We start from the raw sequence: 25,363 nt of genomic DNA on the forward strand, positions 1-25,363 counted from the left end.
GTGCGCTGTGGTTCCGGGCGACCGGACCGCTCTGCCGAATTGAATTGTGCGTGCTTGCCCGTTGGGCGGGGAGGTGCGGTCTATAGCATGACGCGGGAAAGGGAAACCCCTTTTGGCCGCTCAATCCTTGCGGAAGATCAGCCTGCCGAGCCAGCCCGTCAGCATGGCCAGCGATATGGCGAAGACGCCGTAGAGGAAGGAGTAGTCATGGGCGACCCGGAAGATCGACTGTTCGAAGCCGGACTTGCGGATTTCGAGCTGGGCTGAGCTCTCCTTGATGAACAGGCCGCTCTTGAACAGGAAGGCGCGGGCCTTATGGGTTCCGACCGGCACATTCGGTGCCAGCCTGACGGTGGCGCGGAACAGGTTCTGCGACAGGAACTGCACGCCGCCGACATTCTCGCTGTAGAGGCCGGCCGCGCCCTTGCGTTCGCGCAGCGCCGCGGTGAATTCCTCGATCGTTGCCGGGCCGTCGCCGGCGTCGGCGGGCTGCATGTAGAGGTTGGAGGCCCCGAGCGACAGTTGCTTGTAGCTGTTTGGTTCGGTGATGTCCTGCAGCGGCCGCGTCGTCGCCACCGAATAGGAGACCGGCACGTTCTCGAAGGTTTCGGAGTCCAGATTGACCCAGACGCCGAGCACCCGGTCTTTGCGGCGTACCACCACCGGCTTGGGTGGCCCTTCGAGCACGACGATGACGTCGTAGCGGCCCTGGCGGGCGACCAGCGGATCGGGATTTTCCAGCGAGCCGAAGATGGTCAGGTCGGCGCCGGAAAAACCGGCGGTGATCGAGACATTGTCGGTGGAGAGACCGATCTGGATGCCTTCCGTCAGCGGCGTCTGTGCCTTCGCCGGCGCGGCGGCGGTAAGCAGTGACAGGAGGATGGCGGCTGCGAATGCCTTCGGGCCCGCCATCAGTTGAGGCCCGCGCTGGACAGCGAATAGAGATTGGGCGGGGTGACGAAAAGATCGATGGCCAGCCTGATCGCCACAGCCAGCACCAGCAAGGCCAGCAGCGCCCTGAGCTGCTCGCCGCGCAGCCTCTGGCCGGCCTTGGCGCCATATTGCGCGCCGGCGACGCCGCCCGCCATCAGCAGGAAGGCCAGCACGACGTCGACCGTCTGGTTCGTGGTGGCGTGGACCAGCGTGGTGTAGGCGGACGTGAAGATGATCTGGAACAGCGAGGTGCCGATAACGACATTGGTCGGCACTTTGAGCAGATAGATCAGCGCCGGCACCATGATGAAGCCGCCACCGACACCCATGATCGACGACAGGAAGCCGATGCCGGCGCCAAGGCCGAGCACCGGGATGACGCTGACGAACAGTTTCGACGCCCTGAAGCGCATCTTCAGCGGCAGCCGGTGTATCCAGTTGTGCTGGCCGGATTTCTTCAGCACCGGCGCGGCGCCGCTGCGTGTGGCGCGCAGCGCATTGATGCTTTCGACCAGCATCAGCCCGCCGACCGTGCCGAGCAGCACGACATAGAGCAGCGAGATGAACAGGTCGAGCTGACCAAGTCGGCGCAGCAAGGCGAACACGTAGATACCGGCGGTGGAGCCGATGATGCCGCCGGCCAGAAGCACGCCGCCGAGCTTGAAGTCGAGCGTGCCTCGCTTCATGTGCGACAGCACGCCCGAGACGGACGAGGCGATGACCTGGTTGGCGCCGGTGGCGACCGCGATCGCCGGAGGGATGTTGTAGAAGATCAGGAGCGGCGTGATGAGAAACCCGCCGCCGACGCCGAACATGCCCGACAGGAAGCCCACCGCAGCGCCCATGGCCAGCAGCACGAAGACGTTGACGGAAATTTCCGCAATCGGGAGATAGATGCCCACCCGTCAGTCTCGATCAGTTTGCCTGTCGGCGAATACAGCCGTTCTGGGCAGTCTCGCACCGAAAAGCCAATTTTTCCTTGCGCCGACGCGGCGGCGGGGTCAAACCCCGTCGCCGCGTCGAAACAAAAAATATCTCAATCAGTTAACAGGCAAATGTGTGGCAAGAGCGTCGTGGAAACGACGCTTCTCTGTTATTTGCGCGCCAGCAGCGCCCGCACCAGTTTTTCATCGACAGCGCCGGTCGCCGGCAGCTTGTTGTCGGTCTGGAAAGCGATGATCGCGGTCTTGGTCTTCTCGCCCATGACGCCGTCGGCGCCGCCGGCGTCATAGCCGTTCTTGTTGAGGATGAGCTGGATGTTCTTGACCGCCTTCTTCATGTCGATGCCGGCGGTCGTCTGCGGCGTGCCTTCCTGCCAGGATTCGGGAATGTCGGCCGAATTGGTCGCCGCATTGAGCGGCTTGGCCTTCCACAGTTCGGTCGCGGCGCGTGCCCGCTCGAGCTGTTCGGGCCGCAGCGCATTGGCGATCTCGTCGCGCTTGGCGGCAGCGTCCTTGTCGCCGGTCTTGGCGACGAGAGCGAACCATTTGTAGGATTCCTCGAGGTTCTGCTTCATGCCGACGCCCTTGGCGGCCAGGATACCGAGATTGAACTGGCTGTCCTTGACGCCGAGATCGGCGGCCTCCTGGAACCAGTGCGCGGCCGATTCATTGTCGGTCACGCCATCGGCGGCCATGGCGAACAGCACGGCCAGATTGTGCATGGCGCTGGCATTGCCCTGCTCGGCGGCCAGTTGGTACCAGGTCTTCGACTTCTTGATGTCGCGGGCGACGCCGATGCCCTTCTCATAGAAATTGCCGATGCGGTATTCGGCCGGGGCGAAACCGAGTTCAGCCGATTTCTCGTACCATTTGGCGGCTGCCGCCATGTCTTCCTTGACGCCGCGAGATTCCGCGTAGCGCGAGCCGATCTCGAACAGCGCCTTGGCGTCGCCACCAGCGGCGGCATCGCGCAGCGCGGCCGGGCCGGCATCGGTCGGAATGTCGAACTTGGCCGCGGCTGCTGTCGCAGGGGCAGCCGTCGGTGCAACGGCACCGGTCGTGTCCTTGGCGATGGCGTCGTTGGCCGCCGTTGGGGCTGCGACCGGCTGGGTATCGGTATCCGTCGCTTGCGCACCGCCGGTAGCAGCGGCCGGCTCTGAAGCCGTCGCATCCATAGGGGGCGCGGCGATAGGCGCAACTGGTGCTGGAGCGGCCGAAGCCATGGGGCCGGAAGAGGCGGCAGAAGCAGCGGCCTCTGCAACCGGCGCCGTATTCGCCATTGCGTCCGTGTCCGACGGCATCGCCATGGCGGTCTGCGCCACCATGTCGTCCTTGGTCGTGGGCGCGGATTGCTCGGCCTGCCTGACGGCACGGGCCGGCTCGTCGTCCGTCGCTGCCGGCTGGGCTTCCGCCTTCGGCTGGCTCGCCGTGTCGACGGATGCAGTCTGCACCGGCTGCGCGGCAACGACCGGTGCGGCGTCGTTGTTTGCCACCTGAACGGGATCAGAGAGGAACGCCTTGCCGAGCTGCAGGCCGGCAAGCGCCAGCATGATCGCTGCCGCCGCCATCAGGATCGGCTTGCGCCGCGCCTTGAGCAGGTCGCCGATCCTGAGCGCCTTCACCGGGCCTTTCACCGTCGACTGGCGCTTCAGGGCGTCGGCCTCCGCGGCGGCGGCCTGCGCGGCGCGCCGCGCGGCTGCGATGAAATCCGATTTGGCGGCGTCGCTTTCGCCAAGCTTTGCCGGCTGGCCGCGCTCGTCGCGAACCCGCTTCATGATGGCATTGAGGTCGGGCGCGCCGGAGCCTGGCTCCAGCGGGCGGTTGGCCACTTTCGGGTCGAGCGGCTCGTCAAGATCGACCGTCGGAATATCGCTGCTCGGCGGCGAACCGGCCAGCGGCGGGACGTCCGCCGCCACCTTCTTGCCCTTGAAGGCGCGGGCCAGCCCGCCGAACATCGATTTGCGGCCTGCCGGCTGGTCCTTCTCGGCGATGGTGTCGGAACCGAGTGCGGCCATAGCGGCGGCGGCGGCGGCTTCCGCCGGCGTTCGCGTGCCCAGCTCGCCACGCGTACCCGGGTCGCCACGCGTACCCAGGTCGCTACGCGCGCCCTCGTTACGCATTATGGCGGCGGCGCGGGCATCGAGATCGGCCATGTCGCCGGTCAGCGGCATCGGCTCGTCGATATCCATCGACGGCGCTTCGACAGCCATCTTGGCGGTTCGTGTGCGGCGCTTGCCGGCCGCCTCGTCCTGGCGCGTGGCCAGGAGCTCGCTCACCGCTTCGGACGGCTCGTTGGTTTCCAGCGAACCCAGCCTGTCGACGATCTTGAGCAGCGTGTCGTGGATGGCCTCGAAAGTTCGCGAATTGCGCTCGTCGGAGCGCCGCGTCAGCGTTTCCAGCGTTTTCAGGTCCTGGGCGAGTCCGGAAACCGCCGACGCATTGGCGTTCGACCCGGCCAGCGAACGCACCGCGTTCTCGGCCGCTTCGCGTGCCGCGCCGAGGATGGAATCGCGGGTTCCGGCCAGCGCCTTCTCGATTTCGTCGAGGCGCGGGCTGATGTCCTCAAATTCCGGCAGCGGCGTGCTGGGCCTGGACAGATGGGCGGACAGGCCGGCGACCTGTGCCTCCAGGCTGCGGATCAGCGCCGGATCGATGCCGGCCACTTGGGCCGCCGAGGCGTCGAGCCGGCTGGAAATGTCCTCGAGCCGGCTTTCCAGTCCACGGATCGCCGCTTCGCCGGCGGGATCGGCGGCGCGGCTCTCCATGCGCGTGGCGAGTGCGGTGAAGCGGGCGTCGATGGCTTCCATGATGCCGGCGCTGTCGATCTGCGGCGCGAGGCGCTGGTCGAGCCGGTCGGCAACCTCGTCGAGACGGCGCTCGAGATCGCGAAACAGCATGTTGCCCTGTTCGATGGCATCGCCCTGGCGGCGTTCCATCATGCCGGACAGCACGTCGAAGCGCTGCTCGAGCCCGTGGAAGATGTAGTCGGCGTCGGGCATGGCCGGCGCCTGGTCGATCTTGTCGGCGATGAGGGTGATCTGCTTGGCCAGCCGTTCCATCGCCTGTTCGGGCAAATTAGCGCGGCCGGCGAGTTCGTCGACGCGGCTCGACAGGGTGCTCAGGCGATCCATGACCGCGTTGCCGGGGCGATCCTGCGCCACCTCCTCGATCTGCCGGGCGAGCGAGTCGATGCGCTTCTCGATACGGTCGAAGGCTTCGTGGTCGACGGAATTGGCCTGTGCCGCGACGGTCGAGGCAACGATGGCGCGGGAAATCTCGTCCAGCCGCTCATCGATCATGGCAAGCGTGTCGCCGCCGCGATTGTCCTGCTGGCCCGCGAAGTGTTCGACGGCGCCGGCCAGCGTGCGCACCTTTTCCTCGAGCGAGCGCAGCGACAGCGATTCAGGCAGATTGTTGACGGCGTTGCTGATCTGCTCCAGCCGGTCGGTCAGGGCCGCAAGGGCGGGGTCGTCGGAGCGCTTGCGCTGGTCGGCGTCGACGCGGTCCTCGAAAGCCGTCCAGCGGCGGTCGAAATCGTCCCAGCGGCGGTCGACCTTCTGCACGCTCTCCTCGCGCGCCAGCGTGTCGAGCGCGGCCTTCACCTGCTCGAGTTCCAGCCGCAGCATGTTGACGCTTCTGTCGTCGCTTTTCTCCGACAGCGACTTGATGGCGCCGGAAAGCCGTTCGAATTCGACGCCGAGTTCGGCACTGCCCTTGCCCGCTGTGCCGGACCTGGCGTTGGCCTGGAAAGCGCGGTCGATATCCTTGCGCAGCGCATCGAATTCGCGCTGCAGGCCCGCCGTCATCTGGTGGCGCAGTTCCTCGCGCATGCCGCGCAATTCGCCGGCGATCTTGCCGACCATGGCGACGCTGTCTTCCTGGCCGCGCACGCGGTCGATGTCACGGGCGATGGCCTGGTAGTTCTGGTCGAAGGCGGGGGCCGGCGCCGGGGTCTGCGGGCGCGCCGCCGGCCGCGGATCCTCATACCAGCGCTGCTGAGCGGTTGGCTGGGCGGCGGGATAGCGCGGTTCGGTGGCTGGATAGCGCGTGTCCGCGCCGTATTGGCGCGGAGCGGGACGTGCCGTCACCTCCTCGCGGGTCTGCCCCAGCCGCTGTTCCAGCGTCTCCAGCGAGCGGTTCAGTTGCTCGAGCGTGGTCTGCGGCTTGCGCTGCCTGCCGGCGTTGAGTGTGTCGAGATAGGACCGCTTGCTGTTCATCGGTGCGTCCGTCTTTCAGATTGGCCGGCTTGCGACCAGCTCCCCAAGTCCCTGCCGGAACGAAGGCGACCGCGCTTCCACGGTGGAAGACAAGCTTCCCGGGGTTCCACCCGCGCTCCGAAAACCGTGAAAAATTCGATACAGGATAAACACGGGTAGCCGACGCGCCCACATTTCCCCCAACGTGGTAAACAACGCGTTAACCAAGCTTAAGAAGTTGGAAGGAAGTTCGCGCTCGCTTCCACGGTGCGGCATAAAGCACCTTCACAGAACGCCCCTTGCGTCATGAGGCGGCTATCGGTATAGAATTGACGTAAACGTAAAAGGCGCATTTGAGTGTGCTGTTTGCGATTTTGTTTGTCGAAACCACGACTGGAAGCACGCCCCCGCTTCCAGTCAGGCGACGCATGGTCCAGGACCGCGGCGCCACCAGACGGGGAAAGCCAGTGACCATGAAGCTTATCTCGGCCGGCGAGACCGCGGCCAATACCAATAATGTATCTGTCGAAGCCGGCGAGGACCTCGCCCGCATCGGCGAAATGGCCAAGAAATACGGCGTGACGCTGCGCACGCTGCGTTTCTACGAAGACAAGGGCCTGCTCAACCCGCAGCGGGACGGCTCCACCCGTCTCTACACGCGCCGCGACAAGGCCCGCCTGAAGCTGATCCTGCTCGGCCGCAAGGTCGGGTTCTCGCTGCGCGACGTCAAGCAGATGATGGATCTCTACGATCCGACGGGCTCCAACACCAAGCAGCTGCGGCTGGCGCTGGACAAGTCGGAGAAGCAACTCGCCCGCCTGCAGAAGCAGCGGGCGCTGATCGATGACGCCATCAACGAGCTCTCCGGCTCGATGTCCGCGGTGCGCCAGATGCTGGCCGAGCGCACGGCACCGCAGGCAAGCGTCGCGAGCTGAAGCAATCCACCGGTTCCGACTCAGTCGGAGTCTCGACCATCAAAGCCGCGTGGCTCTGCCGCGCGGCTTTTTCGTTGCCTGCATCTGTCCAGCTGGTTTCCTCGGCGCTGGCCTGCATGACGTCGCACCGCTAGAGCAATTCCAGGAAAAGTGTGAGCGGTTTTCCGTCCGGACTTGCGTTAAAACAATGAGATAGAGCGTTTCGCCGTTTCCGTGAAACGGTGAAACACTCTAGCTTCCCCAAGCTGGGTGGTCGGGAAATCTTGTCGCATCAAAAAATTGACGTTTACGCAAACGTCAATTTTTGCTATCCCGGCTTCAACACGGGTCTGCATGCTGCCCTGACATCAATTCGGGGGCATTCGGACCAGGTCCGCAGGGTGGAGAAAAAGCATGCCGACATACAGGGCGCCGGTCCAGGATACGCTGTTCGTACTCAACGAGGTGCTGGGCTATCAGCGCTATTCGAACCTTCCCGGATTTGCCGACGCGACGCCAGACGTGCTGGAAGCGATCCTGGCCGAAGGGGCCAAGCTCGCCGAAAACGTCATGCATCCGCTCAACCGCGTCGGCGACATGGAAGGCTGCGTGCGTCACGACGACGGCTCGGTGACCACGCCCAAAGGCTTCAAGGAGGCCTTCGGCCAGTATCGCGAAGGCGGCTGGATGGGGCTGGCGGCGCCGGTCGAGTTTGGCGGCCAGGGCCTGCCCTATGCCGTGCACACCGCCGTCGCCGAATACATGGTCTCGGCCAACATGTCGCTGATGATGTATCCGGGCCTGACCCAGGGCGCCATCGCGGCGATCATCACCCACGGCACCGACGAGCAGAAGGCCAAATGGCTGCCGAAGATGGTCGAGGGCTCCTGGACCGGCACCATGAACCTGACCGAACCGCATTGCGGCACCGATCTCGGCCTGCTGCGCACCAAGGCGGTGCCGAACGGCGACGGTACCTACAAGATCTCGGGCCAAAAGATTTTCATTTCAGCCGGCGAGCACGACATGTCGGACAACATCGTCCATCTGGTGCTGGCCCGCATCGAAGGCGCGCCGGAAGGCGTCAAGGGTATCTCGCTGTTCATCGTGCCGAAGCTCAAGCTCGATGCTGCGGGCAATCCGGGCGAACGCAACACGCTCTCCTGTGGCTCGATCGAGGAGAAGATGGGCATCCACGGCAATTCGACTTGCGTCATGAACTATGACGAGGCCGAAGGCACGCTGCTCGGTGAGGAGAATGGCGGCCTCAAGGCGATGTTCACGATGATGAACGAGGCCCGCCTCGGCGTCGGCCTGCAAGGGCTTTCGCTGTCGGAGATCGCCTACCAGAACGCCGTTGCCTACGCCAAGGACCGCTTGCAGGGCCGTTCGCTCTCAGGCGCCAAGGCGCCGGACAAGAAGGCCGACCCGATCATCGTCCATCCCGACATCCGCCGCTCGCTGATGACCATGAAGGCCTTCAACGAGGCCGGCCGTGCGCTGGCGCTGTGGACGGCGATCAAGTCCGACGTCGCGCATCGCTCCGCCGACGACAAGGACCGCCAGGCGGCGGACGACTACACCGGCCTGATGACGCCGGTGGTCAAGGGCGTGCTCACCGACAAGGGCTTCGACCACGCCGTCATGGCGCAGCAGGTGTTCGGCGGTCACGGCTATATCGAAGAGCACGGCATGAGCCAGTTCGTGCGCGATGCCCGCATCGCCATGATCTATGAAGGCGCCAACGGCATCCAGGCGCTCGACCTCGTCGGCCGCAAGCTCGGCCTGAATGGCGGCCGCGCCATCCAGGCCTTCTTCAAGGAGGTCGGCGAATTCTGCGAGGAGAACCGCGCCGACGAGAAGATGGCGCCCTTCACCAAGGGGTTGAAGAAGGGCCTGAACGACCTGCAGGCCGCGACCATGTGGCTGGTGCAGAACGGCATGGCCAAGCCCGACAATGCCGGCGCGGCCTCGACCGACTATATGCACCTCTTCGGCCTTGTTGCTCTGGGCTACATGTGGGCGCAGATGGCCAAGGCAGCTCAGGGCAAGACCGGCGCCAACGGCACCCAGTCCTTCTACGACAACAAGGTGGTGACGGCGCGCTTCTTCATGGAGCGGATCATGCCGGAGACGTCGGCGCATCTCGCCCGTATTTCGAGCGGCGCTGACACGCTGATGGCCCTGCCTGCGGAAGCGTTCTAAAGATGGTTGCCCTCTCCTTAGGGGGGAGGGTCGGTTGAGGCCAGCGTGACGTGCGCCGGCCTCAACGCTGACGATGCGCTCTGGGAGGAGTACCATATCCACATGACCAGCCCCGCCGAGATACTTGGCCTTCCCAAGCCCGCCTGGGCGGCGGACGAGGTCGGCATGCTCTACGACATGGCAACCCGCTTCATGTCGGAGGAGATCGCGCCGCGCTACGACGAGTTCGAGAAGAACGAGATGGTCGACCGCGAGAGCTGGCGCAAGGCCGGCGCCGCCGGCCTGCTCTGCGCCTCGATGCCGGAGGAATATGGCGGTTCCGGCGGCAGCTTCGCGCATGAGAGCGCCATCATCGAGGCGATCGGCCATGTCGGTGTAGACGGTTTTGGCATCGGCCTCCACAATTCGATCGTCGCCCCTTACATCCTCCACTACGGCTCCGAGGAGCAGAAGAAGAAGTGGCTGCCGAAGCTCGCCACCGGCGAGCTGATCGGCGCCATCGCCATGACCGAACCGGGCGCCGGCTCCGACCTGCAAGGCGTCAAGACGCGGGCCGAGAAGGACGGCAACCAGTACAGGATCAATGGTTCCAAGACCTTCATCACCAACGGCCAACTGGCCAACTTCATCATCGTCGTCACCAAGACCGACCCGGAAAAGGGCGCCAAGGGCACCTCGCTCATTGTCGTCGAGACCGACGAGGTCGAAGGTTTCGAGCGCGGCCGCAACCTCGACAAGATCGGCCTGAAGGCCAACGACACGTCGGAACTGTTCTTCAACGACGTGCGCGTCCCGACCTCCAATTTGCTCGGCCACGAGGAAGGGCAGGGCTTCATCCAGCTGATGCAGCAATTGCCGCAGGAGCGGCTGCAGATCGGCACAGGCGCCATTGCCATGATCGAGCGGGCGCTGGCGTTGACCATCGACTACGTCAAGGAACGCAAGGCCTTCGGCAAGGCGATCATCGATTTCCAGAACACCCAGTTCAAGCTGGCCGAGCTCAAGACCGAGGCGACGATCGGCCGCGTCTTCTACAATGACTGCGTCACCCGCCACATCAATGGCGGCCTCGATCCCGTGACGGCCTCGATGGCCAAGTACTGGCTGAGTGACCTGCAGGGAAAAGTCGTCGACGAATGCCTTCAACTGCACGGCGGCTATGGCTACATGAATGAATATCCGATCGCCCGCATGTTCCGCGACGCTCGCGTCCAGCGCATCTACGGCGGCACCAACGAGATCATGAAATTGCTGATCGGCCGCTCGCTCTGAGAGCGGCGACCGGCAAACCCAAGGAGCACGAAAATGGCCGAAGCTTACGTCTATGACGCCGTGCGCACGCCGCGCGGCAAGGGCAAGAAGGATGGATCGCTGCACGAAGTGCCGGCGGTGCGGCTTGCCGCCAAGACGCTGGAAGCGCTGCGCGACCGCAACGGGCTGGACACCGGCACCGTCGACGACATCATCTTCGGCTGCGTCGATCCGGTCGGCGAGGCCGGCTCGGTCATTCCGCGCGCCGCCGCCTTCGAGGCCGGCTACGACACCAAGGCGCCTGGCATGCAGATCTCGCGCTTCTGCGCCTCCGGTCTCGACGCCATCAATTTCGGCGCCGCCAAGATCGCGCAGGGCGCCGACGAGATCGTCATCGCCGGTGGTGTCGAATCCATGTCGCGCGTCGGCATGGGTGCCTCCGGCGGCGCCTGGTTCATGGATCCTTCGGTCGGCCTGCCCGGCTGGTTCGTGCCGCAAGGCATCTCGGCAGACCTGATCGCCACCAAATACGGTTTCTCCCGGGACGACGTCGACGCCTATGCGGTCGAAAGCCAGACGCGGGCCGCCAAGTCCTGGTCTGACGGCCGCTTCAAGAATTCGGTCATTCCGATCAAGGACCAGAACGGCCTGACCATCCTCGACCATGACGAGCACATGCGGCCTTCGACCGACATGCAGTCGCTGGCATCGCTCAACCCATCCTTCGTCATGCCCGGCGAAATGGGCGGCTTCGATGCGGTCGCGGTGCAGAAGCACCCCGAGGTGGAAGAGGTCAACCACGTCCACCACGCCGGCAACTCGTCCGGTATCGTCGACGGCGCGGCGGCCGTGCTGCTCGGCTCGAAGAAGGCCGGCAAGGCGATGGGCCTCAAGCCCCGCGCGCGCATCCGCACCTTCGCCAATATCGGCTCCGAGCCGGTGCTGATGCTCACCGGCCCGGTCGATGTCACCGAGAAGCTCCTGAAGCGCGCCAAGATGAAGCTGTCGGACATCGACCTGTTCGAGCTCAACGAGGCCTTCGCCTCGGTTGTGCTGCGCTACATGCAGGCTTTCGAGATCCCGCACGACAAGATCAACGTCAATGGCGGCGCCATCGCCATGGGCCATCCGCTCGGCGCCACCGGCGCGATGATCTTCGGCACGGTGCTGGACGAACTCGAGCGCCGCGATCTGAACACCGCGCTGGTGACGCTGTGCATCGGCGCCGGCATGGGCACCGCAACGATCATCGAACGCGTCTGACGGGGAGAGAAACAATGAGCTACATCAATTTCACCCTCGATACCGACGCTGACGGCATTGCGCTCGTCACCTGGAACATGCCGGATCGCTCGATGAACGTGTTCACCGAGGAGGTGATGGGCGAACTCGACAAGATCATCGACCAGGTGGTGGCCGACGCCGGCATCAAGGGTGCGGTGATCACCTCGGGCAAGGACAGCTTCTCCGGCGGCGCTGATCTGACCATGCTGCAGAAGATGCTTGCCGTGTTCGCCAGGGAAAAGACCAAGGACCCGGAGAAGGCGGCAAAGCTGCTGTTCGACAATGCCGGTCGCATGAGCGGTCTGTGGCGCAAGCTCGAAACATCGGGCAAGCCCTGGGTATCGGCGATCAACGGCACCTGCATGGGCGGCGCCTTCGAATTGTCGCTGGCCTGCCACGGTCGCGTCGCCGCCGATTCAGACAAGGTCAAGATGGCCCTGCCGGAAGTCAAGGTCGGCATCTTCCCCGGCGCCGGCGGCACCCAGCGCGTGCCGCGGCTGACCGATCAGCAGCAGGCGCTGCAGATGCTGACCTCCGGCCAGAATCTGTCGCCGCAGAAGGCCAAGGCCATGGGCCTGATCCACGAGATCGCCGAGCCGGCCAAGCTGGTCGAGACGGCAAAGGCCATGATCAGGAACGGACTGAAAGCCGTCCAGCCCTGGGACGAGAAGGGCTTCAGGCTGCCCGGCGGTCAGATCTATACGCCGGCCGGCTTCAATCTGTGGCCGCCGGCCATCGCGATCCTGCGCCGCGAGACCTATGGCAATTATCCGGCCGCCGCCGCCATCCTGAAATGCGTCTATGAAGGCCTGCTGGTGCCGTTCGACACCGCTCTGAGAATCGAACAGCGCTATTTCACCGAGATCATGCAGACCAGGGAAGCGGCGGCGATGATCCGCTCGCTGTTCGTGTCACTGCAGGAACTGAACAAGGGCGCCCGCCGCCCGGACGGCGTGCCGGAAACCAAGTTCAAGAAGATCGGCATTCTCGGCGCCGGCTTCATGGGCGCCGGTATCGCCTATGTCACGGCCAAGGCCGGCATTCCGGTGGTGCTGCTCGACCGCGACATGGAGTCGGCCGAAAAGGGCAAGGCGCATTCGGACAGCCTGGTCTCGGATCAGGTCAGGAAGGGCCGCGCCAAGCCGGAGGAGAAGGACAAGCTCCTGTCGCTGATCACGCCGACAGCCGATTATGCCGATCTTGCCGGCTGCGACCTCGTGGTCGAGGCGGTGTTCGAGGATTCGGCCGTCAAGAAGGCCGCCACAGAACAGGCGGAAGCCGTGCTTAAGTCGTCCGCGATCTTCGCGTCGAACACCTCGACCATTCCGATCACCTCGCTGGCGAAGAATTCGGCTCGGCCGAAGCATTTTGTCGGCATCCACTTCTTCTCGCCGGTCGACAAGATGATGCTGGTCGAGATCATTTTGGGCAAGAAGACCGGCGACAAGGCGCTCGCCACCGCGATCGACTTTGTCCGAGCCATCAAGAAGACACCGATCGTCGTCAACGACACGCGCGGCTTCTACGTCAACCGCTGCGTGCTGCGCTACATGTCGGAAGCCTACAAGATGCTGATCGAGGGCGTGCCCGCGCCGATGATCGAGAATGCGGCGAAGGCCGCCGGCATGCCGGTCGGTCCCTTGGCGCTGACCGACGAGACGGCGATCGACCTTGCCCAGAAGATCATGAAGCAGACCATCAGGGATCTCGGTGACAAGGCCGTCGACCCCAAGCAGATAGCGCTGATCAACACCATGGTCGACGACCATGGCCGCTTCGGCCGCAAGAACGGCAAGGGTTTCTACGATTATCCGGCCAAGCCGGCCAAGAAGAAGCTGTGGCCGGGACTGAAGGACCTCTATCCGCAGCTTGCGCCCGAGAAGGTCGATTACGAGGAGCTGCAGCAACGGCTGTTGGTCACCACGGCGCTGGAAGCGGCGCGGGTGATGGAGGAAGGCATCGTCACCGATCCTCGCGAGGCCGATGTGGGCTCGATCCTGGCCTTCGGCTTCGCGCCCTACACTGGCGGCGCGCTGTCCTATATCGACGGCATCGGCGCCAAGGAATTCGTCAAGATCGCCAAGGGACTGCAGAAGAAATACGGCGCCGAGTTCAAGGCGCCCAAGCTGCTCCTCGACATGGCCGAAAAGGGCGAAACTTTCTACCAGCGCTTCGATCCCTACGCCAAGGGCGACGTGAAACAGGCCGCCTGACGCCGGCCGAAACACAAAGGCTGGCCGACACACAAGGGACGCCATAGCACGTTCATTTTGCGCATGATGGCCACGGCACGCAGCCGTGGCCGAGCGGATGTTCATAACCTCCCATCAGGGCCTGCGCCCGGATAGGCTGATCTCCGACCATCGACCGCTGAAACCGCGCTCTTCGCGCGGCCAAGGGCGCGCCGTCTGGGCGTGGCGGCACGCAGTTTTGTTAGCGATCCGCCAGCTGCGCCCGGGTAGTGTCTCAGTTTGAAATCCGGCGGCCTTTACGCGCTGCTCGCTCTTGCCCTTCCGATGCGGTATGATTTTGTTTGGGAAAGCCAAATTTGATGGGCATTGGAATGTTGTCCTCCGACCTCACGAATGTCATCGAACAGGATCATTTGGCTGTGGGTGCTTTTGTTAAGGGCGATCCCGAGCCCCTGAAAAGCCTGTATTCGCGACGCGATGACGTGATAATCGCGAACCCGTTCGGTCCACCGGCCAGGGGATGGACAAAGGCTGCTGAGACCATGGATCGAGCTGCCGCCAACTACCGGGATGGCGAGGTCATCGGCTTTGAGCGAATTGCCGAGTACGCGACGGCAGACTTGGGCTATATCATGGAGATCGAGCGGGTCCGATCCAAGGTTGGCGGCGCCGATAAACTGGCGCCGATTGCGCTTCGGACCACCACTATTTTCCGGCGGGAGGATGGCGTGTGGAGGATCGTTCTACGTCACGCCGATCCTATCACGTCGGGACGGCCAGCGGCGTCGGTGGTTGGTCAGTAGAAGATACCAACCGGACCGAAAGGTCAAAAGCGTCCCGCCGATGTGATCGGCAATGCCGTCCGCACCATGCGCATTGCTACCGGCGAGGAAGCCGACGATCTGCAGGTCGACGGCAAGAGCGCCGCCGCCAAAGAGCTTGATTCGAAGGGTGGCAAGAAGCGCGCCGAGAATATGACGCCAGAACGGCGCGCCGAGATCGCGAAGAAGGAGGCGGAAAGCCGCTGGAAGCGCTAGGCGCGCGCCTCTCGCCATTGCCGCTCCGCAAACTAAGACACTACCTGCGCCCGGTGGACATGGCGGCGAATGCGCGCTAGACAGGAAGAGGCATTTTTTCCTGTTTCGAGGAGAGCGAGATTGCTCTCGCATGAGCGTGTCTGGGCTGCCATCGATGCTCTTGCCGAGCGCTATTCGCTTTCGGCGTCAGGTCTGGCGAGGCGCGCGGGCCTCGATTCGACCGCCTTCAACAAGTCGAAGCGCCTGTCCTCGGATGGCCGGCCGCGCTGGCCCTCGACCGAATCACTGGCCAAGATCATCGAGGCGACGGGTGCCTCGCTCGACGAATTCACCGGGCTGATCGAAGGCCGCATAGGCGCTGCGCCCGCCTACAGGCGCTCCGTGCCGCTGCTCGGCTTTGCCCAGGCCGGTGCCGGTGGCTTCTTCGATGATGCCGGGTTTCCGGCCGGGCAGGGCTGGGATTTGGTCGAACTGCCGGCGCAATCGACCGAAAGCTCCTATGCGCTGCAGGTGCAGGGCGATTCCATGCTGCCGCTCTATCGCAATGGCGACGTCCTCATCGTCGAGCCGGGAGCCATCACCCGCAAGGGCGATCGCGTCGTCGTCAAGACCATATCGGGCGAGGTGATGGCCAAGGTGCTCGAGCGCCAGACCGTCAAGTCGATCGCGCTGGTCTCACTCAATCCCGATCATCCCGACCGCGACATTCCCATGCGCGAGGTCGAATGGGTGGCGCGGATTGTCTGGGCAAGCCAGTAGGTCTGGCTGGTGCGGGTACCTCATCTCATTGTGGCGGTTCTGATGATCCCGGTGATGGCGGCCCTGGTCGTCGCCGGCGGCCGCACGCTGAAAGGAAGCCAAGGCACCGTCGCGGTGGATCAGATCGATCCCGGCGCGGACACGATCTCTCAGGCCGGCACCGATGCCGGGTCTGACGAGCCGGCCACCTCAGCCATTCCCGCGCCGGCCGTTCCGCCACCGCCAAAGGCGGCGGTGCATTCGCGGGCGATCGATCCGGACGTCGTCGCGCCGCCGGAACTGCGCGCCGGGGAACTCGAGCGGGTCGAGCCGCGCCAGCCGCTGAGCAAGCTGGCGCTGGCCATGCCGCCCAAGCCGAAGATGCCCGATGACTGGAATGGCACCAAGCTGTTCCAGCCGGTCGCGACCGCCGCCGGCCTGATCGAGGCGAAAGGCTATTCGGTCGCGATCTCTGGCATCGATGCCGTCGGGCAGGACGAGACCTGCACCACCGACGGCAAGTCCTGGCCGTGCGGCATTCGTGCGCGCACGGCGTTCCGCGCTTTCCTGCGCGGCCGCGCCGTGGTCTGCACGGTGCCGCCCGAAGGCGGCCGCGACCGCATCGCGGCGGAGTGCCGGATCGGCAAGCAGGACGTCGGCCAATGGCTGGTCGACAATGGCTGGGCGCGTGCCGCCAAGGGCGGGCCCTATGTCGCGGCCGGTGAAAAGGCGCAAAGCGCGAAGAAGGGCATTTTCGGGTCGGCGCCGAACCTGGCCGGCATATCAGCGGTTCCGCCCGCGCCAGCCCCGGCGCCTCAGGCGCCGGGCTCGATCCTGGAAGAGGTCGACGGCGCCCTCAAGCCAGCTGACCAGCCAGCGCCTGCTGAATGAGCGCGCGGGTCTCGGCGACGCCGTAGAGCGCGGCGAACGAGCCGAAGCGCGGACCGCGCTCCTGGCCGATGAGCACCTGGTAGATCATCTGGAAGAAGGCGCCCGAAACGCCCGGGCCGCCCTCCGGGCTCTGCTTGGAATGATCCTGATAGCGTTCGATCTTGCGCGCCACATTGAGCGAAGCGTTCTGGATCGCTTCGCCGCCGGCATCCGCCGGCAATGCACCAAGTGCCGCGTCCAGGGCCTCGAGCGCCTCGCGTTCGACCTCGTCGGCCGCACGGAAGGTCTTCGTCGGCCGCACGAAATCGTCGAAATAGCGGATGGCGTGGCCGACCAGCTGGTCGAGATCGGGATGCGTCTTTGGCGTCACGCCTTGCGTATGGCGCGAGATGAAGCCCCACAGCACGTCCTTGTTCTGCGCATTGGAGGCGCTGACCAGGTTGAGCAGCAGCGAGAACGGCACCGGCATGTCGATATCAGGCGGATTGCCGTCATGCATGTGCCATACCGGATTGCCCAGCCGCTCCTTCCAGTCCTGCCTGGGGTAGGCGCCCAGGAAGGTGTAATACTCATCCACCGCCCTCGGAATGACGTCGAAATAGAGCTTCTTGGCCTGCCGCGGCCGCTGGTACATGTAGAGCCCGAGACTTTCGGTCGGCGCATAGGTCAGCCACTCGTCGATGGTCAGGCCGTTGCCCTTCGACTTCGAGATCTTCTGGCCGTTTTCGTCGAGGAACAGCTCGTAGACGAAATGCTCCGGCGCGCGCCCGCCCAGGATGTTGCAGATGCGGTCATAGACCACCGCGTTGGTCTGATGGTCCTTGCCGAACATTTCGAAATCGACGCCGAGCGCTGCCCAGCGCATGCCGAAATCCGGCTTCCACTGCAGCTTCACCCGGCCGCCGGTGATCGAAAGCGTGGTCTCGGTGCCTTCATCGTCGAAGGTGATGGTGCCGGCCTTGGCGTCGACATGCTTCATCGGCACGTAAAGCACACGACCGCTCTTCGGAGAAATCGGCAGGAACGGGCTGTAGGTCGCCTGCCGTTCCGGCCCGAGCGTCGGCAGCATCACCGCCATGATCTTGTCGTAGCGCTCGGCGGCGCGCAGCAGCATGGCGTCGAAACGGCCTGACTTGTAGTACTGCGTCGCGCTGGCGAATTCGTAGTCGAAGCCGAACGTGTCGAGGAAGCGGCAGAGCATCGCATTGTTGTGGTCGGCGAAGCTCGCATAGTCGCCGCCGAACGGATTGGGGACCGAAGACAGCGGCTTGTGCAGATGCGGCTCGAGTGCCGCGCGATCCGGCACGTTGTCGGGTATCTTGCGCATCCCGTCCATGTCGTCGGAGAAGCACAGCAGCTTGGTGGCGACCTTGTCCTGTGTCAGCACGCGGAATGCATGGCGCACCATCGAGGTGCGCGCCACCTCGCCGAACGTGCCGATGTGCGGCAGGCCCGACGGGCCATAGCCGGTCTCGAACAGGATCGTCTCGGGGAAGTCGCTGCCTTTGTAGCGCTCGATGATCTTTTTGGCTTCCTCGAACGGCCATGCCTTGCTCTCGGCCGCTGCCGCCAGCAGTTCGGGGTTGAGATCGATTATGTTTGATCCCGCCATGGTCGCGTTTTCCAAATTGTTCGCCGGCCAGATCATTCGCCGGTATGGTCGCAGTGTCGATTTTCAACCGGTCCTCTAGGCGCGCATGGCCGGAGCGTCAACGCGTGGGGCGCTTTTTCCTTGCGACCTTCGACCCCCGTTCCTACCTTCGAAACCCGTTCAAGGAGTAAAGAATGCCGTCGCCGACCCCGCATGAAGCCCTGATCTACCTGATGGTCATCACCTCGGCCTCCGACCGCGACATGACCGATGTCGAACTGGCCCGGATCGGCGACGTTGTCCGCTCATGGCCGGTGTTCGAGGATTTCAAGCAGGACCGCCTGGTTCCCGTCGCCCAGGCTTGCCAGAAGCTGCTGCAGGAAAAGGATGGCCTCGAGGGTGTCCTGGCCCAAATTGGCGACGCCCTGCCGGAGCGCCTGCGCGACACCGCCTACGCCGCCGCCTTCGAAGTGGCCGCCGTCGATCTCGAAATGCGCATGGAGGAAGTCCGGGTGCTGCAGTTGATCCGCCGCAAGCTCGATCTCGACACGCTGACCGTCGCCGCCATCGGCCGCGCGGCCAAGGCGCGGCTGCGCACCCTGACCTGAATCTCAACAACCCTGGGCCGTGCTCTGAATCAGAAAAAACTGACCGGGAAATAGCGCAGGTAGAATTCGGCGAAGGTGCCTTTCATCGAGATCTCCTGCAGCGCGTAATCGATCGCTGCGGCCAGCGCCGGATTGTCCGCCCGTGTGGCGATAGCCATGCCCGTGCCCAGATATTCGGGCGCCAGATAGGGACCGCCGGCAAAACGGCAGCACCGGGCTGCATCCGAGCCGCCCAGCCAGAAGGCGAAACGCATGCCGTCACCGAAGGCGGCATCGATCTTGCCCGCCTTGAGATCGCTGTAGAGGGCTTCCGGTCCGTCGAAGGAGACGATTTGGACCGTGCTGAAATAGTCGCGCAGCATGCGCTCATGCGCCGAGCCGGCGAGAACGCCGACGCGCTTGCTGCGCAGCTTGTCGAAGACCGGTTCGGCAAGTGCCTTGTTCTTCGGCGTGATGAAGCGCGCCGGAAACGGCAGATAGGAGCGCGAGAAGGCGTATGTCTGGCGCGATTGCGGCGTCGCGGCGATGCCGGCGATGATTGCTTCGCCTTCGCCTTTCTCGAGGGCCCCTTCAAGCTCGCCCCAGGGCAATGCCTGGATCTGGCATTTGTCGGCAATGCCGAGTTCGGCGCAGATGGCGCGCGCCAGGTCGATGTGGAAACCGGACAGCTTTCCCGCGCCATCGAGGAAATTGAAAGGCGGAAAATCCGTGGTCGTCAGGAATCGCAGCCGTGGCAGTGCCGAGAGGTCGGGCTTCGGCAACCGCTCCTTGGCGTCCCACAATACCGGTACCTGCGGTTCGGCCGCGCGCGCCGCAGGAGCCGATGGCAGTGCCGCGATCAGCAGCGACGCCAGGACCAGGAACCTCCATTGGAACGCCACGATAGAACTCCGCGCCCTCGATTAGCACCGGTTTTGGTACGAAAATGGTACAGGCACAATGGTTTTTGATTTCAACGCGCCAATTTCAGGCTATGCTTTAGCACGTTTGCAAACAGCGGTGGCTGCCCTGGTTGGGGGACCCGGGTCGAGAACCACAACCGAGAATGTGCGTGTTGCAATCCGTGGTCGGTGGCCAAATGCAGACAACGCATGGACCATTGATCTCAATGCATGAGGCAACATGGGGTTATGTTGCGATGGGTCAATTCGATCGCACGCTGGAATACATAGACCAACTGCAGCACGCCGGAACGGCGGCGGCGGTCTGCGAGAAACTTTTGGGCATAACCTCGGATTTCGGTCTGACCGCGCTGATGGCGGGAACCGTTCCGCAGCCAGGCACACCGACAGGGCAGCAAAAGCAGCATGTGCTGCTTTGCGACTGGCCTGTCGAATGGCTGGAGCGCTACGTGGCGCGCAACTATGTCGATCACGATCCGGTGGTCAGCCACATGAAGCAGCTGCAGGCGCCGTTCCAGTGGCGCGAAGCCGCCCAGGGCATTAGCTTCGACAAGAGCAGCGATGAGGTGATGGGCGATGCCGGCGCCTTCAAGCTGCGCGACGGGCTGGCCTTCCCGCTGATCACGCTCGATGGCCAGATCGTCATGGTGTCGCTGGGTGGCGAGGCCGTGCAGCTGTCGGCGGCCGAGTTCGGCCTTGTGTCGCTGGTCTCGACCTATGCCGTTGGCCGCGCCATGCAAATCCACACCATGGCGACCAAGACCATCGACCACATAGAACTGACCCCGCGCGAGCGCGAATGCCTGCAATGGGCCGCCGTCGGCAAGTCGGAATGGGAGATTTCGCAAATCCTCGGCATCTCCGAACACACGTCGGAGAAACATCTTCTTAACGCCAAAAGCAAACTCGGTGCCGTCAACCGGGTCCAGGCCGTCGCCGAAGCGATAAGGCGCGGCTACATTAGTTAGGTCGGCCGTGCCGACCTGGAATTTCTTGCCTACGTGATCACGCAATTTTCTCGTTGAGGCACGGCCGTATCTTCCTCTTAAACCCAGGAGACGACGGCATGCTTTTTTGTCTTACAACTCAGGAATTGATGGAACGTCCCGACCTTTGGGAGGCCGTCCATCGTCTACGCTACCAGATATTTGTCGAAGAGATGGGGTGGGAGGACCTGCGGCGGCCGGACGGATTCGAGGTCGACCAGTTCGACCATGACGAGGCGGTGCATCAGATCGTCATCAGAGGCAACGAAGTCGCGGGCTATCAACGGATGTTGCCGACCACGCGGCCCCATCTGCTGACCGAGGTCTTGGCAGACCTTTCCGAAGGAACGCCACCATCGGGCCCCAACATCTGGGAATTGACCCGCTATGCGGTGGCTCCCGGCTTTCGCGATGGTCGTCGCGGCGTCTCGACCGTCGGAACCGAATTGATCGCCGGCTTCGTCGAGTGGGGGCTGAAGCGCGGTGTCGACAAGGTGATCATCGAGTTCGAGCCGATGTGGGTGCTGCGCGCCCTGCAGCTGCATTTCCTGGCGACGCCGTTGGGCTATCAGCGCACCTATGGCAATCAGCAGGTCGTGGCGACCCTGCTCTCCTTCAATGAGCACACGCTGGACGTTGTGCGTTCGCGCCGCAACCACCACGCTCCCGTCCTGGCCCGGGGATATCCCGACATGTTCGGCCAAAGGAGGGCGTCATGAGGTTGGAGACCGCCATGAACCCGCACCCGCAACCGGAACTGCGCAACCACACGCTGATCGTCACCGTGTCGTCGAATGACGGCCGGCCGGTGCTCGACAGAAGGGCCTATGAAAGCCTTGCCAGGACGTTCCATGAAGCCGCCGACAATGACGAGGTCCGTGTCGTCGTGCTGCGTGGCCTGGCAGGCTGCTTCTGCCTCGGCGGCGACTTTTCCGAATTCCTCGACGCCACCAAGCACCAGAAGCTGATCGCCGCCGTTACCGACATGTTCCGCACGTTGGCGACATTCCCCAAGCCCATCCTCGCCTGCGTCGACGGCGATGCCGTCGGTGTCGGCTGCACCATCCTGTTCCACTGCGACATGGTGATCGCCTCGAATGAAAGCACGTTCCGCGTGCCGTTCGTCGATTTCGGCCTTGTGCCGGATGCGGCGACCAGCATCCTGGCGCCGCAGAAGCTCGGCTATGCCGGCGCCTTCCGCTTCTTTTGTCTCGGCGACACGCTTCACGCCGAGGACGCCAGGGCACTCGGCCTCGTCGCCGAAATCGTGCATGACGGCGTGGAGGAGGCGACACTTGGCCGCGCCAGGCAGCTCGCCAAGAAGCCGGTTGCCGCCCTGCTGCAGACCCGCGGCCTGCTCAAGGGCAACACCGGTGCGCTGTGCGACCGCATCGACCAGGAGATATCGCTGTTCCAGCAGGCGTTGCAAGACGACACCACGCTGCGGCGCCTGCAGCGGATCGCCCGGCTCGCGGCCTGAGCAACCGCGTCAAGAGCCACGCGCCGCGCTGCCAGGTGGCCGCGCGGCGCGGGAAGGCCTAGCCTTCCTTGCCGAGGAATGACGGCCCTTCGCCGATGATCTTCTTGTCTTCCTTGCCGATGATATCGAGATCGCGCCCCTCATAGGGTACCGACAACAGGATGCGCCGCATCACCGCCAACCGCGCGCGGCGCTTGTCATTGGCCCGCACGATGATCCATGGCGCGAATGCCTTGTGGGTGCGCTCGAACATGGTGTCGCGCGCCTTGGTGTAATCGTCCCATTTCGTGATGCCGGCGACATCGATCGGCGAGAACTTCCAGCTCTTCAGCGGGCTGTAGCGGCGATCGTGAAAACGCTCGAGCTGCGTTTCCCGGCCGATGTTCAGCCAGAATTTGAAGAAATGGATGTCGTCGTTGACGATCATTCGTTCGAAATGCGGCGTCTCGTCGAGAAACTTCTCGTGCTGCTCGGGCGTGCAGAAGCCCATCACCGGCTCGACGCCGGCGCGGTTGTACCAGGAACGGTCGAAGGTGACGAATTCGCCTGCCGTCGGGAAATGATCGACATAACGCTGGTAGTACCATTGTCCAATTTCGGTGGGGGTTGGCTTGGTCAGCGCCACGTTGCGCGCCGTGCGCGGGTTGAGATACTGGTGCACCACGAAGATCGTGCCGCCCTTGCCGGCGGCGTCGCGGCCCTCGAACAGCGCCATCACCCGCTTCCCGGTCGCCTGCAGCCAAGCCTGCGCCTTCACCAGCTCGATCTGCAATTTCTCGAGCGTCTCGTCATAGTCGTCGCTTTTCATCTTCTTGTCGTAGGGGTAGCCGCCCGCGGTCAGCTTGTTGTCCTCGACCCAGTCCGGGAGCTCGGGATTCTCGATGTCGAACGCCCGCTCCTTGCCGTCGATCCTGATCTTCAGCGGACCTGACGTCGCTGTTGCGGGATTTTCCTTGGCCTTTTTCATCGAGACGAACCCTTTCCAGCTTACGGACTCATGCTATTGGGAGCCTCCATGCCGGTCTAGCAGGAAGTTGCCATACGGCCGGACAGCGCCCGAGAGGGCTATAGGATGCGCGGATGGCTGAGCAAAGCGCAGAGCAGGCAAGTGTGGCGCAAGCCATGGCCATCCGGCTGTGGAACAGCCGCTGGCTGCTTGCGGCCGGTGTCGTCGCGGTTCTGACAGCTTTTGCCTTTGCCAATATTTCCGCCTACGTGCTGGTGCCGGCGCTGCTCCTGTTGCTTGTCGCTGCGATGCTGCCAGCCGCAGGCCTGCGCCAGTCCGGCGAGAATGCCGCCGCGATCGAGGCGATCGGCCTGCAACGCCTGTCAGGCGAATATCTTGCGGCCGCCGTCGCCGATCCGCTGATCATTTTCGACCGCTCCGCCAGCATCGTCCATGCCAACGCCGCGGCCTTTGCCGCTTTCGGCGGCATCGCACCGGGCCTGTCGCTACCGCTGAAATTCCGGGCGCCGGAAATGCAGACGCTGCTCGACAGCGTGCTGTCGGGCACGATCGCCTCCGATGTGGTCGACTATACCGAAAAGCTCCCGGTCGAACGGGCCTACCGGGTCAGCGCGTCCTCGGTCGGGCACGGCACCGACCTGTATGTGCTGGTGTTCAAGGACCAGAGCGAAACGCGCAGGATCGACCGCATGCGCGCCGATTTCATCGCCAATGCCAGCCACGAATTGCGCACCCCGCTCGCCTCGATCGCCGGTTTCATCGAAACGCTGCGCGGACCGGCCCGCAACGATCCGGCGGCGCGCGAGCAGTTCCTGCAGATCATGCAGAACCAGACCGGCCGCATGGCGCGTCTGATCGATGACCTGCTGTCATTGTCCCGGCTGGAGATGAAGCCCTATCTGAAGCCCGGAACCGAAGTCGACCTGCGCCAGACCGTCGACAGCGTCATCGATTCACTGGCCCCGCTTGCCCGCGAAAATAGCGTCGTCATCGAGCGTGATTTCGCCAAGGGACCACTCAATGTGCCGGGCGATCGCGACGAGCTGTTCCAGGTTTTCGAGAACTTGCTGGAAAACGCCTGCAAATACGGCCAGTCCGGCGGCCGTGTCGTGGTCTCGATCGCGCGCGCCGATGACGGTTCCGAACCCGGCATCGACGTCACCATCCGGGATTTCGGTCCCGGCATTCCCGAGGAGCACATTCCGCGCATCACCGAGCGCTTCTATCGCATCGATGTCGAGACCAGCCGGACCCAGAAAGGCACCGGCCTTGGCCTGTCCATCGTCAAGCACATCCTGACGCGCCACAATGCCAGGCTGACGATCAAATCCGAGGTCGGTAAGGGCGCCGCCTTCTCGGTTCATTTGCCGACGCACTGATAGTGCCCTAGTTTCCCCTGGAAGCGTTTCTTTTTTCTGTCATCCGGCTAGCGTATCAGCGGGGATTCGAGGAAACGACTCAAGAACCCGTGGGAAGGCATTTCATCCATGCAGTCCGTGCACATAATGAGCGCCTTTGACGAGGAGCTGAAATATCTGTCGAAGCGCATCGCGGCGATGGGCGGCCATGCCGAGCGCATGGTCGAGCAGGCGGTCGCCGCTCTCGTCAATGCCGATCCTGGGCTGGCCCAGAAGGTCATTAACGACGATGCAGTGCTGGATGAGGGGCAGCGCGAGATCGACGACAAGGCGATCATCATCATCGCCAAGCGCCAGCCGATGGCGACCGACCTGCGCGAGATCGTCGGCGCCATCCGCATTTCGGCCGACCTCGAACGCGTCGGCGACCTCGGCAAGAACGTCGCCAAGCGGGTGGTCGCCGTCACCGACGGCCGCCAGCCGACCAGCCTGTTTCGCGGTCTGGAGGCCCTGGCCAATCTGGCGCTGACCCAGCTCAAGGAAGTTCTCGACGTCTACGCATCGCGCTCGGTCGACAAGATCGGCTTCGTGCGCGACCGTGACGATCAGATCGATGCCATGTACACGTCGCTGTTTCGCGAATTGCTGACCTACATGATGGAAGATCCTCGCAACATCACGCCCTGCACGCATCTTCTGTTCTGCGCCAAGAACATCGAGCGCATCGGCGATCATGCCACCAACATCGCCGAGACCATCTATTACATCGTCACCGGCGACCAGATGCCGGCCGAGCGGCCGAAAGGCGACAAGACGGACAAGATCAGCCTTTCGGCGCCGCTTCCGGCGAAATGAACGTTCATCCTCTCGAACGCCAGATCATATTGCG

The 25,363-nt window shown here is 63.8% G+C and carries 21 protein-coding genes; 15 read left to right on the forward strand and 6 right to left on the reverse strand.

Going from position 1 to position 25,363, the window contains the following annotated elements:
* Nucleotides 1-120 precede the first annotated feature (120 nt).
* From CK228_RS06725 to CK228_RS06735, 3 genes are all read right to left on the reverse strand, one after another.
* Nucleotides 121-912 (reverse strand): TIGR02186 family protein, encoded by a 792-nt coding sequence (locus CK228_RS06725; protein ID WP_095771870.1) that lies wholly within the window; start codon nucleotides 910-912, stop codon nucleotides 121-123.
* Nucleotides 912-1,835, reverse strand: coding sequence for a sulfite exporter TauE/SafE family protein (locus CK228_RS06730; RefSeq protein WP_095771871.1), 924 nt, complete (start codon nucleotides 1,833-1,835; stop codon nucleotides 912-914). The genes CK228_RS06725 and CK228_RS06730 overlap by 1 nt, the downstream gene beginning before the upstream one ends.
* 191 nt (nucleotides 1,836-2,026) lie before the next feature.
* Complete coding sequence (locus CK228_RS06735; protein WP_095787301.1) at nucleotides 2,027-6,091, reverse strand: peptidoglycan-binding protein; 4,065 nt, start codon at nucleotides 6,089-6,091, stop codon at nucleotides 2,027-2,029.
* Between the two features lie 452 nt (nucleotides 6,092-6,543).
* On the opposite strand from CK228_RS06735, the gene CK228_RS06740 reads away from it, so the two are divergent.
* From CK228_RS06740 to CK228_RS06780, 9 genes are all read left to right on the forward strand, one after another.
* Nucleotides 6,544-7,005, forward strand: a complete 462-nt coding sequence (locus CK228_RS06740) for a MerR family DNA-binding transcriptional regulator (protein WP_081296132.1) — start codon at nucleotides 6,544-6,546, stop codon at nucleotides 7,003-7,005.
* A 393-nt stretch (nucleotides 7,006-7,398) separates the two neighbouring features.
* The gene (locus CK228_RS06745; protein ID WP_095771873.1) at nucleotides 7,399-9,189 is read left to right on the forward strand and encodes an acyl-CoA dehydrogenase; all 1,791 of its coding nucleotides are present in this window, start codon (nucleotides 7,399-7,401) and stop codon (nucleotides 9,187-9,189) included.
* 102 nt (nucleotides 9,190-9,291) lie between these two features.
* Nucleotides 9,292-10,461 (forward strand): acyl-CoA dehydrogenase family protein, encoded by a 1,170-nt coding sequence (locus CK228_RS06750; RefSeq protein ID WP_095787302.1) that lies wholly within the window; start codon nucleotides 9,292-9,294, stop codon nucleotides 10,459-10,461.
* 33 nt (nucleotides 10,462-10,494) lie between these two features.
* On the forward strand, nucleotides 10,495-11,703 hold the full coding sequence (locus CK228_RS06755; RefSeq protein ID WP_095787303.1) for an acetyl-CoA C-acetyltransferase: 1,209 nt from the start codon (nucleotides 10,495-10,497) through the stop codon (nucleotides 11,701-11,703).
* Between the two features lie 14 nt (nucleotides 11,704-11,717).
* Nucleotides 11,718-13,937 (forward strand): 3-hydroxyacyl-CoA dehydrogenase NAD-binding domain-containing protein, encoded by a 2,220-nt coding sequence (locus CK228_RS06760; RefSeq protein WP_095787304.1) that lies wholly within the window; start codon nucleotides 11,718-11,720, stop codon nucleotides 13,935-13,937.
* Nucleotides 13,938-14,275: 338 nt separating this feature from the next.
* Nucleotides 14,276-14,719, forward strand: coding sequence for a nuclear transport factor 2 family protein (locus CK228_RS06765; protein ID WP_095787305.1), 444 nt, complete (start codon nucleotides 14,276-14,278; stop codon nucleotides 14,717-14,719).
* A 42-nt stretch (nucleotides 14,720-14,761) separates the two neighbouring features.
* Nucleotides 14,762-14,953, forward strand: a complete 192-nt coding sequence (locus tag CK228_RS06770) for an RNA-binding protein (RefSeq protein WP_245437981.1) — start codon at nucleotides 14,762-14,764, stop codon at nucleotides 14,951-14,953.
* A gap of 120 nt (nucleotides 14,954-15,073) precedes the next feature.
* Nucleotides 15,074-15,712, forward strand: coding sequence for a helix-turn-helix transcriptional regulator (locus CK228_RS06775; RefSeq protein WP_095771878.1), 639 nt, complete (start codon nucleotides 15,074-15,076; stop codon nucleotides 15,710-15,712).
* A 9-nt stretch (nucleotides 15,713-15,721) separates the two neighbouring features.
* The gene (locus CK228_RS06780) at nucleotides 15,722-16,582 is read left to right on the forward strand and encodes a thermonuclease family protein (RefSeq protein WP_348629231.1); all 861 of its coding nucleotides are present in this window, start codon (nucleotides 15,722-15,724) and stop codon (nucleotides 16,580-16,582) included.
* On the opposite strand, the gene CK228_RS06785 is transcribed toward CK228_RS06780, so the two are convergent.
* Entirely contained in the window at nucleotides 16,548-18,194 is a 1,647-nt protein-coding gene (locus CK228_RS06785; protein WP_095787347.1) for a lysine--tRNA ligase, read from the reverse strand. The two genes, CK228_RS06780 and CK228_RS06785, sit on opposite strands and share 35 nt — an antisense overlap.
* A gap of 173 nt (nucleotides 18,195-18,367) precedes the next feature.
* Here CK228_RS06785 and CK228_RS06790 point away from each other — a divergent pair, with 173 nt between their 5' ends.
* Nucleotides 18,368-18,781 (forward strand): tellurite resistance TerB family protein, encoded by a 414-nt coding sequence (locus tag CK228_RS06790; protein WP_095787308.1) that lies wholly within the window; start codon nucleotides 18,368-18,370, stop codon nucleotides 18,779-18,781.
* Nucleotides 18,782-18,810: 29 nt separating this feature from the next.
* On the opposite strand, the gene CK228_RS06795 is transcribed toward CK228_RS06790, so the two are convergent.
* Nucleotides 18,811-19,662, reverse strand: a complete 852-nt coding sequence (locus tag CK228_RS06795) for a transporter substrate-binding domain-containing protein (RefSeq protein WP_095787309.1) — start codon at nucleotides 19,660-19,662, stop codon at nucleotides 18,811-18,813.
* Between the two features lie 257 nt (nucleotides 19,663-19,919).
* Here CK228_RS06795 and CK228_RS06800 point away from each other — a divergent pair, with 257 nt between their 5' ends.
* The 3 genes from CK228_RS06800 to CK228_RS06810 all read left to right on the forward strand — a co-directional run bounded on the left by CK228_RS06800 (nucleotide 19,920) and on the right by CK228_RS06810 (nucleotide 22,149).
* Complete coding sequence (locus CK228_RS06800) at nucleotides 19,920-20,651, forward strand: LuxR family transcriptional regulator (protein ID WP_095771882.1); 732 nt, start codon at nucleotides 19,920-19,922, stop codon at nucleotides 20,649-20,651.
* A 98-nt stretch (nucleotides 20,652-20,749) separates the two neighbouring features.
* Nucleotides 20,750-21,388, forward strand: coding sequence for an acyl-homoserine-lactone synthase (locus CK228_RS06805; RefSeq protein ID WP_095771883.1), 639 nt, complete (start codon nucleotides 20,750-20,752; stop codon nucleotides 21,386-21,388).
* Nucleotides 21,385-22,149, forward strand: coding sequence for an enoyl-CoA hydratase-related protein (locus tag CK228_RS06810; RefSeq protein ID WP_245437728.1), 765 nt, complete (start codon nucleotides 21,385-21,387; stop codon nucleotides 22,147-22,149). The genes CK228_RS06805 and CK228_RS06810 overlap by 4 nt, the downstream gene beginning before the upstream one ends.
* Nucleotides 22,150-22,207: 58 nt before the next feature.
* Here CK228_RS06810 and ppk2 read toward each other — a convergent pair whose 3' ends face one another.
* A complete protein-coding gene (gene ppk2 / locus CK228_RS06815) occupies nucleotides 22,208-23,116 on the reverse strand; it encodes a polyphosphate kinase 2 (protein ID WP_095787310.1) in 909 nt (302 codons plus the stop codon).
* Between the two features lie 113 nt (nucleotides 23,117-23,229).
* On the opposite strand from ppk2, the gene CK228_RS06820 reads away from it, so the two are divergent.
* Both CK228_RS06820 and phoU read left to right on the forward strand, forming a co-directional pair.
* On the forward strand, nucleotides 23,230-24,495 hold the full coding sequence (locus tag CK228_RS06820; protein WP_095787311.1) for an ATP-binding protein: 1,266 nt from the start codon (nucleotides 23,230-23,232) through the stop codon (nucleotides 24,493-24,495).
* Nucleotides 24,496-24,603: 108 nt separating this feature from the next.
* On the forward strand, nucleotides 24,604-25,329 hold the full coding sequence (gene phoU, locus CK228_RS06825) for a phosphate signaling complex protein PhoU (protein WP_095771886.1): 726 nt from the start codon (nucleotides 24,604-24,606) through the stop codon (nucleotides 25,327-25,329).
* Nucleotides 25,330-25,363: the final 34 nt, after the last annotated feature.

It is taken from the genome of Mesorhizobium sp. WSM4312 (assembly GCF_002294875.1).
Classification (GTDB): domain Bacteria; phylum Pseudomonadota; class Alphaproteobacteria; order Rhizobiales; family Rhizobiaceae; genus Mesorhizobium.

What these genes read in the sequence shown, in the direction of transcription:
- CK228_RS06725 (WP_095771870.1), bottom strand. Translation starts at nt 912, where the DNA reads ATGGCGGGCCCGAAGGCATTCGCAGCCGCCATCCTCCTGTCACTGCTT.
- CK228_RS06735 (WP_095787301.1), bottom strand. Translation starts at nt 6,091, where the DNA reads ATGAACAGCAAGCGGTCCTATCTCGACACACTCAACGCCGGCAGGCAG.
- CK228_RS06740 (WP_081296132.1), top strand. Translation starts at nt 6,544, where the DNA reads ATGAAGCTTATCTCGGCCGGCGAGACCGCGGCCAATACCAATAATGTA.
- CK228_RS06745 (WP_095771873.1), top strand. Translation starts at nt 7,399, where the DNA reads ATGCCGACATACAGGGCGCCGGTCCAGGATACGCTGTTCGTACTCAAC.
- CK228_RS06750 (WP_095787302.1), top strand. Translation starts at nt 9,292, where the DNA reads ATGACCAGCCCCGCCGAGATACTTGGCCTTCCCAAGCCCGCCTGGGCG.
- CK228_RS06755 (WP_095787303.1), top strand. Translation starts at nt 10,495, where the DNA reads ATGGCCGAAGCTTACGTCTATGACGCCGTGCGCACGCCGCGCGGCAAG.
- CK228_RS06760 (WP_095787304.1), top strand. Translation starts at nt 11,718, where the DNA reads ATGAGCTACATCAATTTCACCCTCGATACCGACGCTGACGGCATTGCG.
- CK228_RS06765 (WP_095787305.1), top strand. Translation starts at nt 14,276, where the DNA reads ATGGGCATTGGAATGTTGTCCTCCGACCTCACGAATGTCATCGAACAG.
- CK228_RS06785 (WP_095787347.1), bottom strand. Translation starts at nt 18,194, where the DNA reads ATGGCGGGATCAAACATAATCGATCTCAACCCCGAACTGCTGGCGGCA.
- CK228_RS06790 (WP_095787308.1), top strand. Translation starts at nt 18,368, where the DNA reads ATGCCGTCGCCGACCCCGCATGAAGCCCTGATCTACCTGATGGTCATC.
- CK228_RS06800 (WP_095771882.1), top strand. Translation starts at nt 19,920, where the DNA reads ATGGGTCAATTCGATCGCACGCTGGAATACATAGACCAACTGCAGCAC.
- CK228_RS06805 (WP_095771883.1), top strand. Translation starts at nt 20,750, where the DNA reads ATGCTTTTTTGTCTTACAACTCAGGAATTGATGGAACGTCCCGACCTT.
- CK228_RS06810 (WP_245437728.1), top strand. Translation starts at nt 21,385, where the DNA reads ATGAGGTTGGAGACCGCCATGAACCCGCACCCGCAACCGGAACTGCGC.
- ppk2 (WP_095787310.1), bottom strand. Translation starts at nt 23,116, where the DNA reads ATGAAAAAGGCCAAGGAAAATCCCGCAACAGCGACGTCAGGTCCGCTG.
- CK228_RS06820 (WP_095787311.1), top strand. Translation starts at nt 23,230, where the DNA reads ATGGCTGAGCAAAGCGCAGAGCAGGCAAGTGTGGCGCAAGCCATGGCC.
- phoU (WP_095771886.1), top strand. Translation starts at nt 24,604, where the DNA reads ATGCAGTCCGTGCACATAATGAGCGCCTTTGACGAGGAGCTGAAATAT.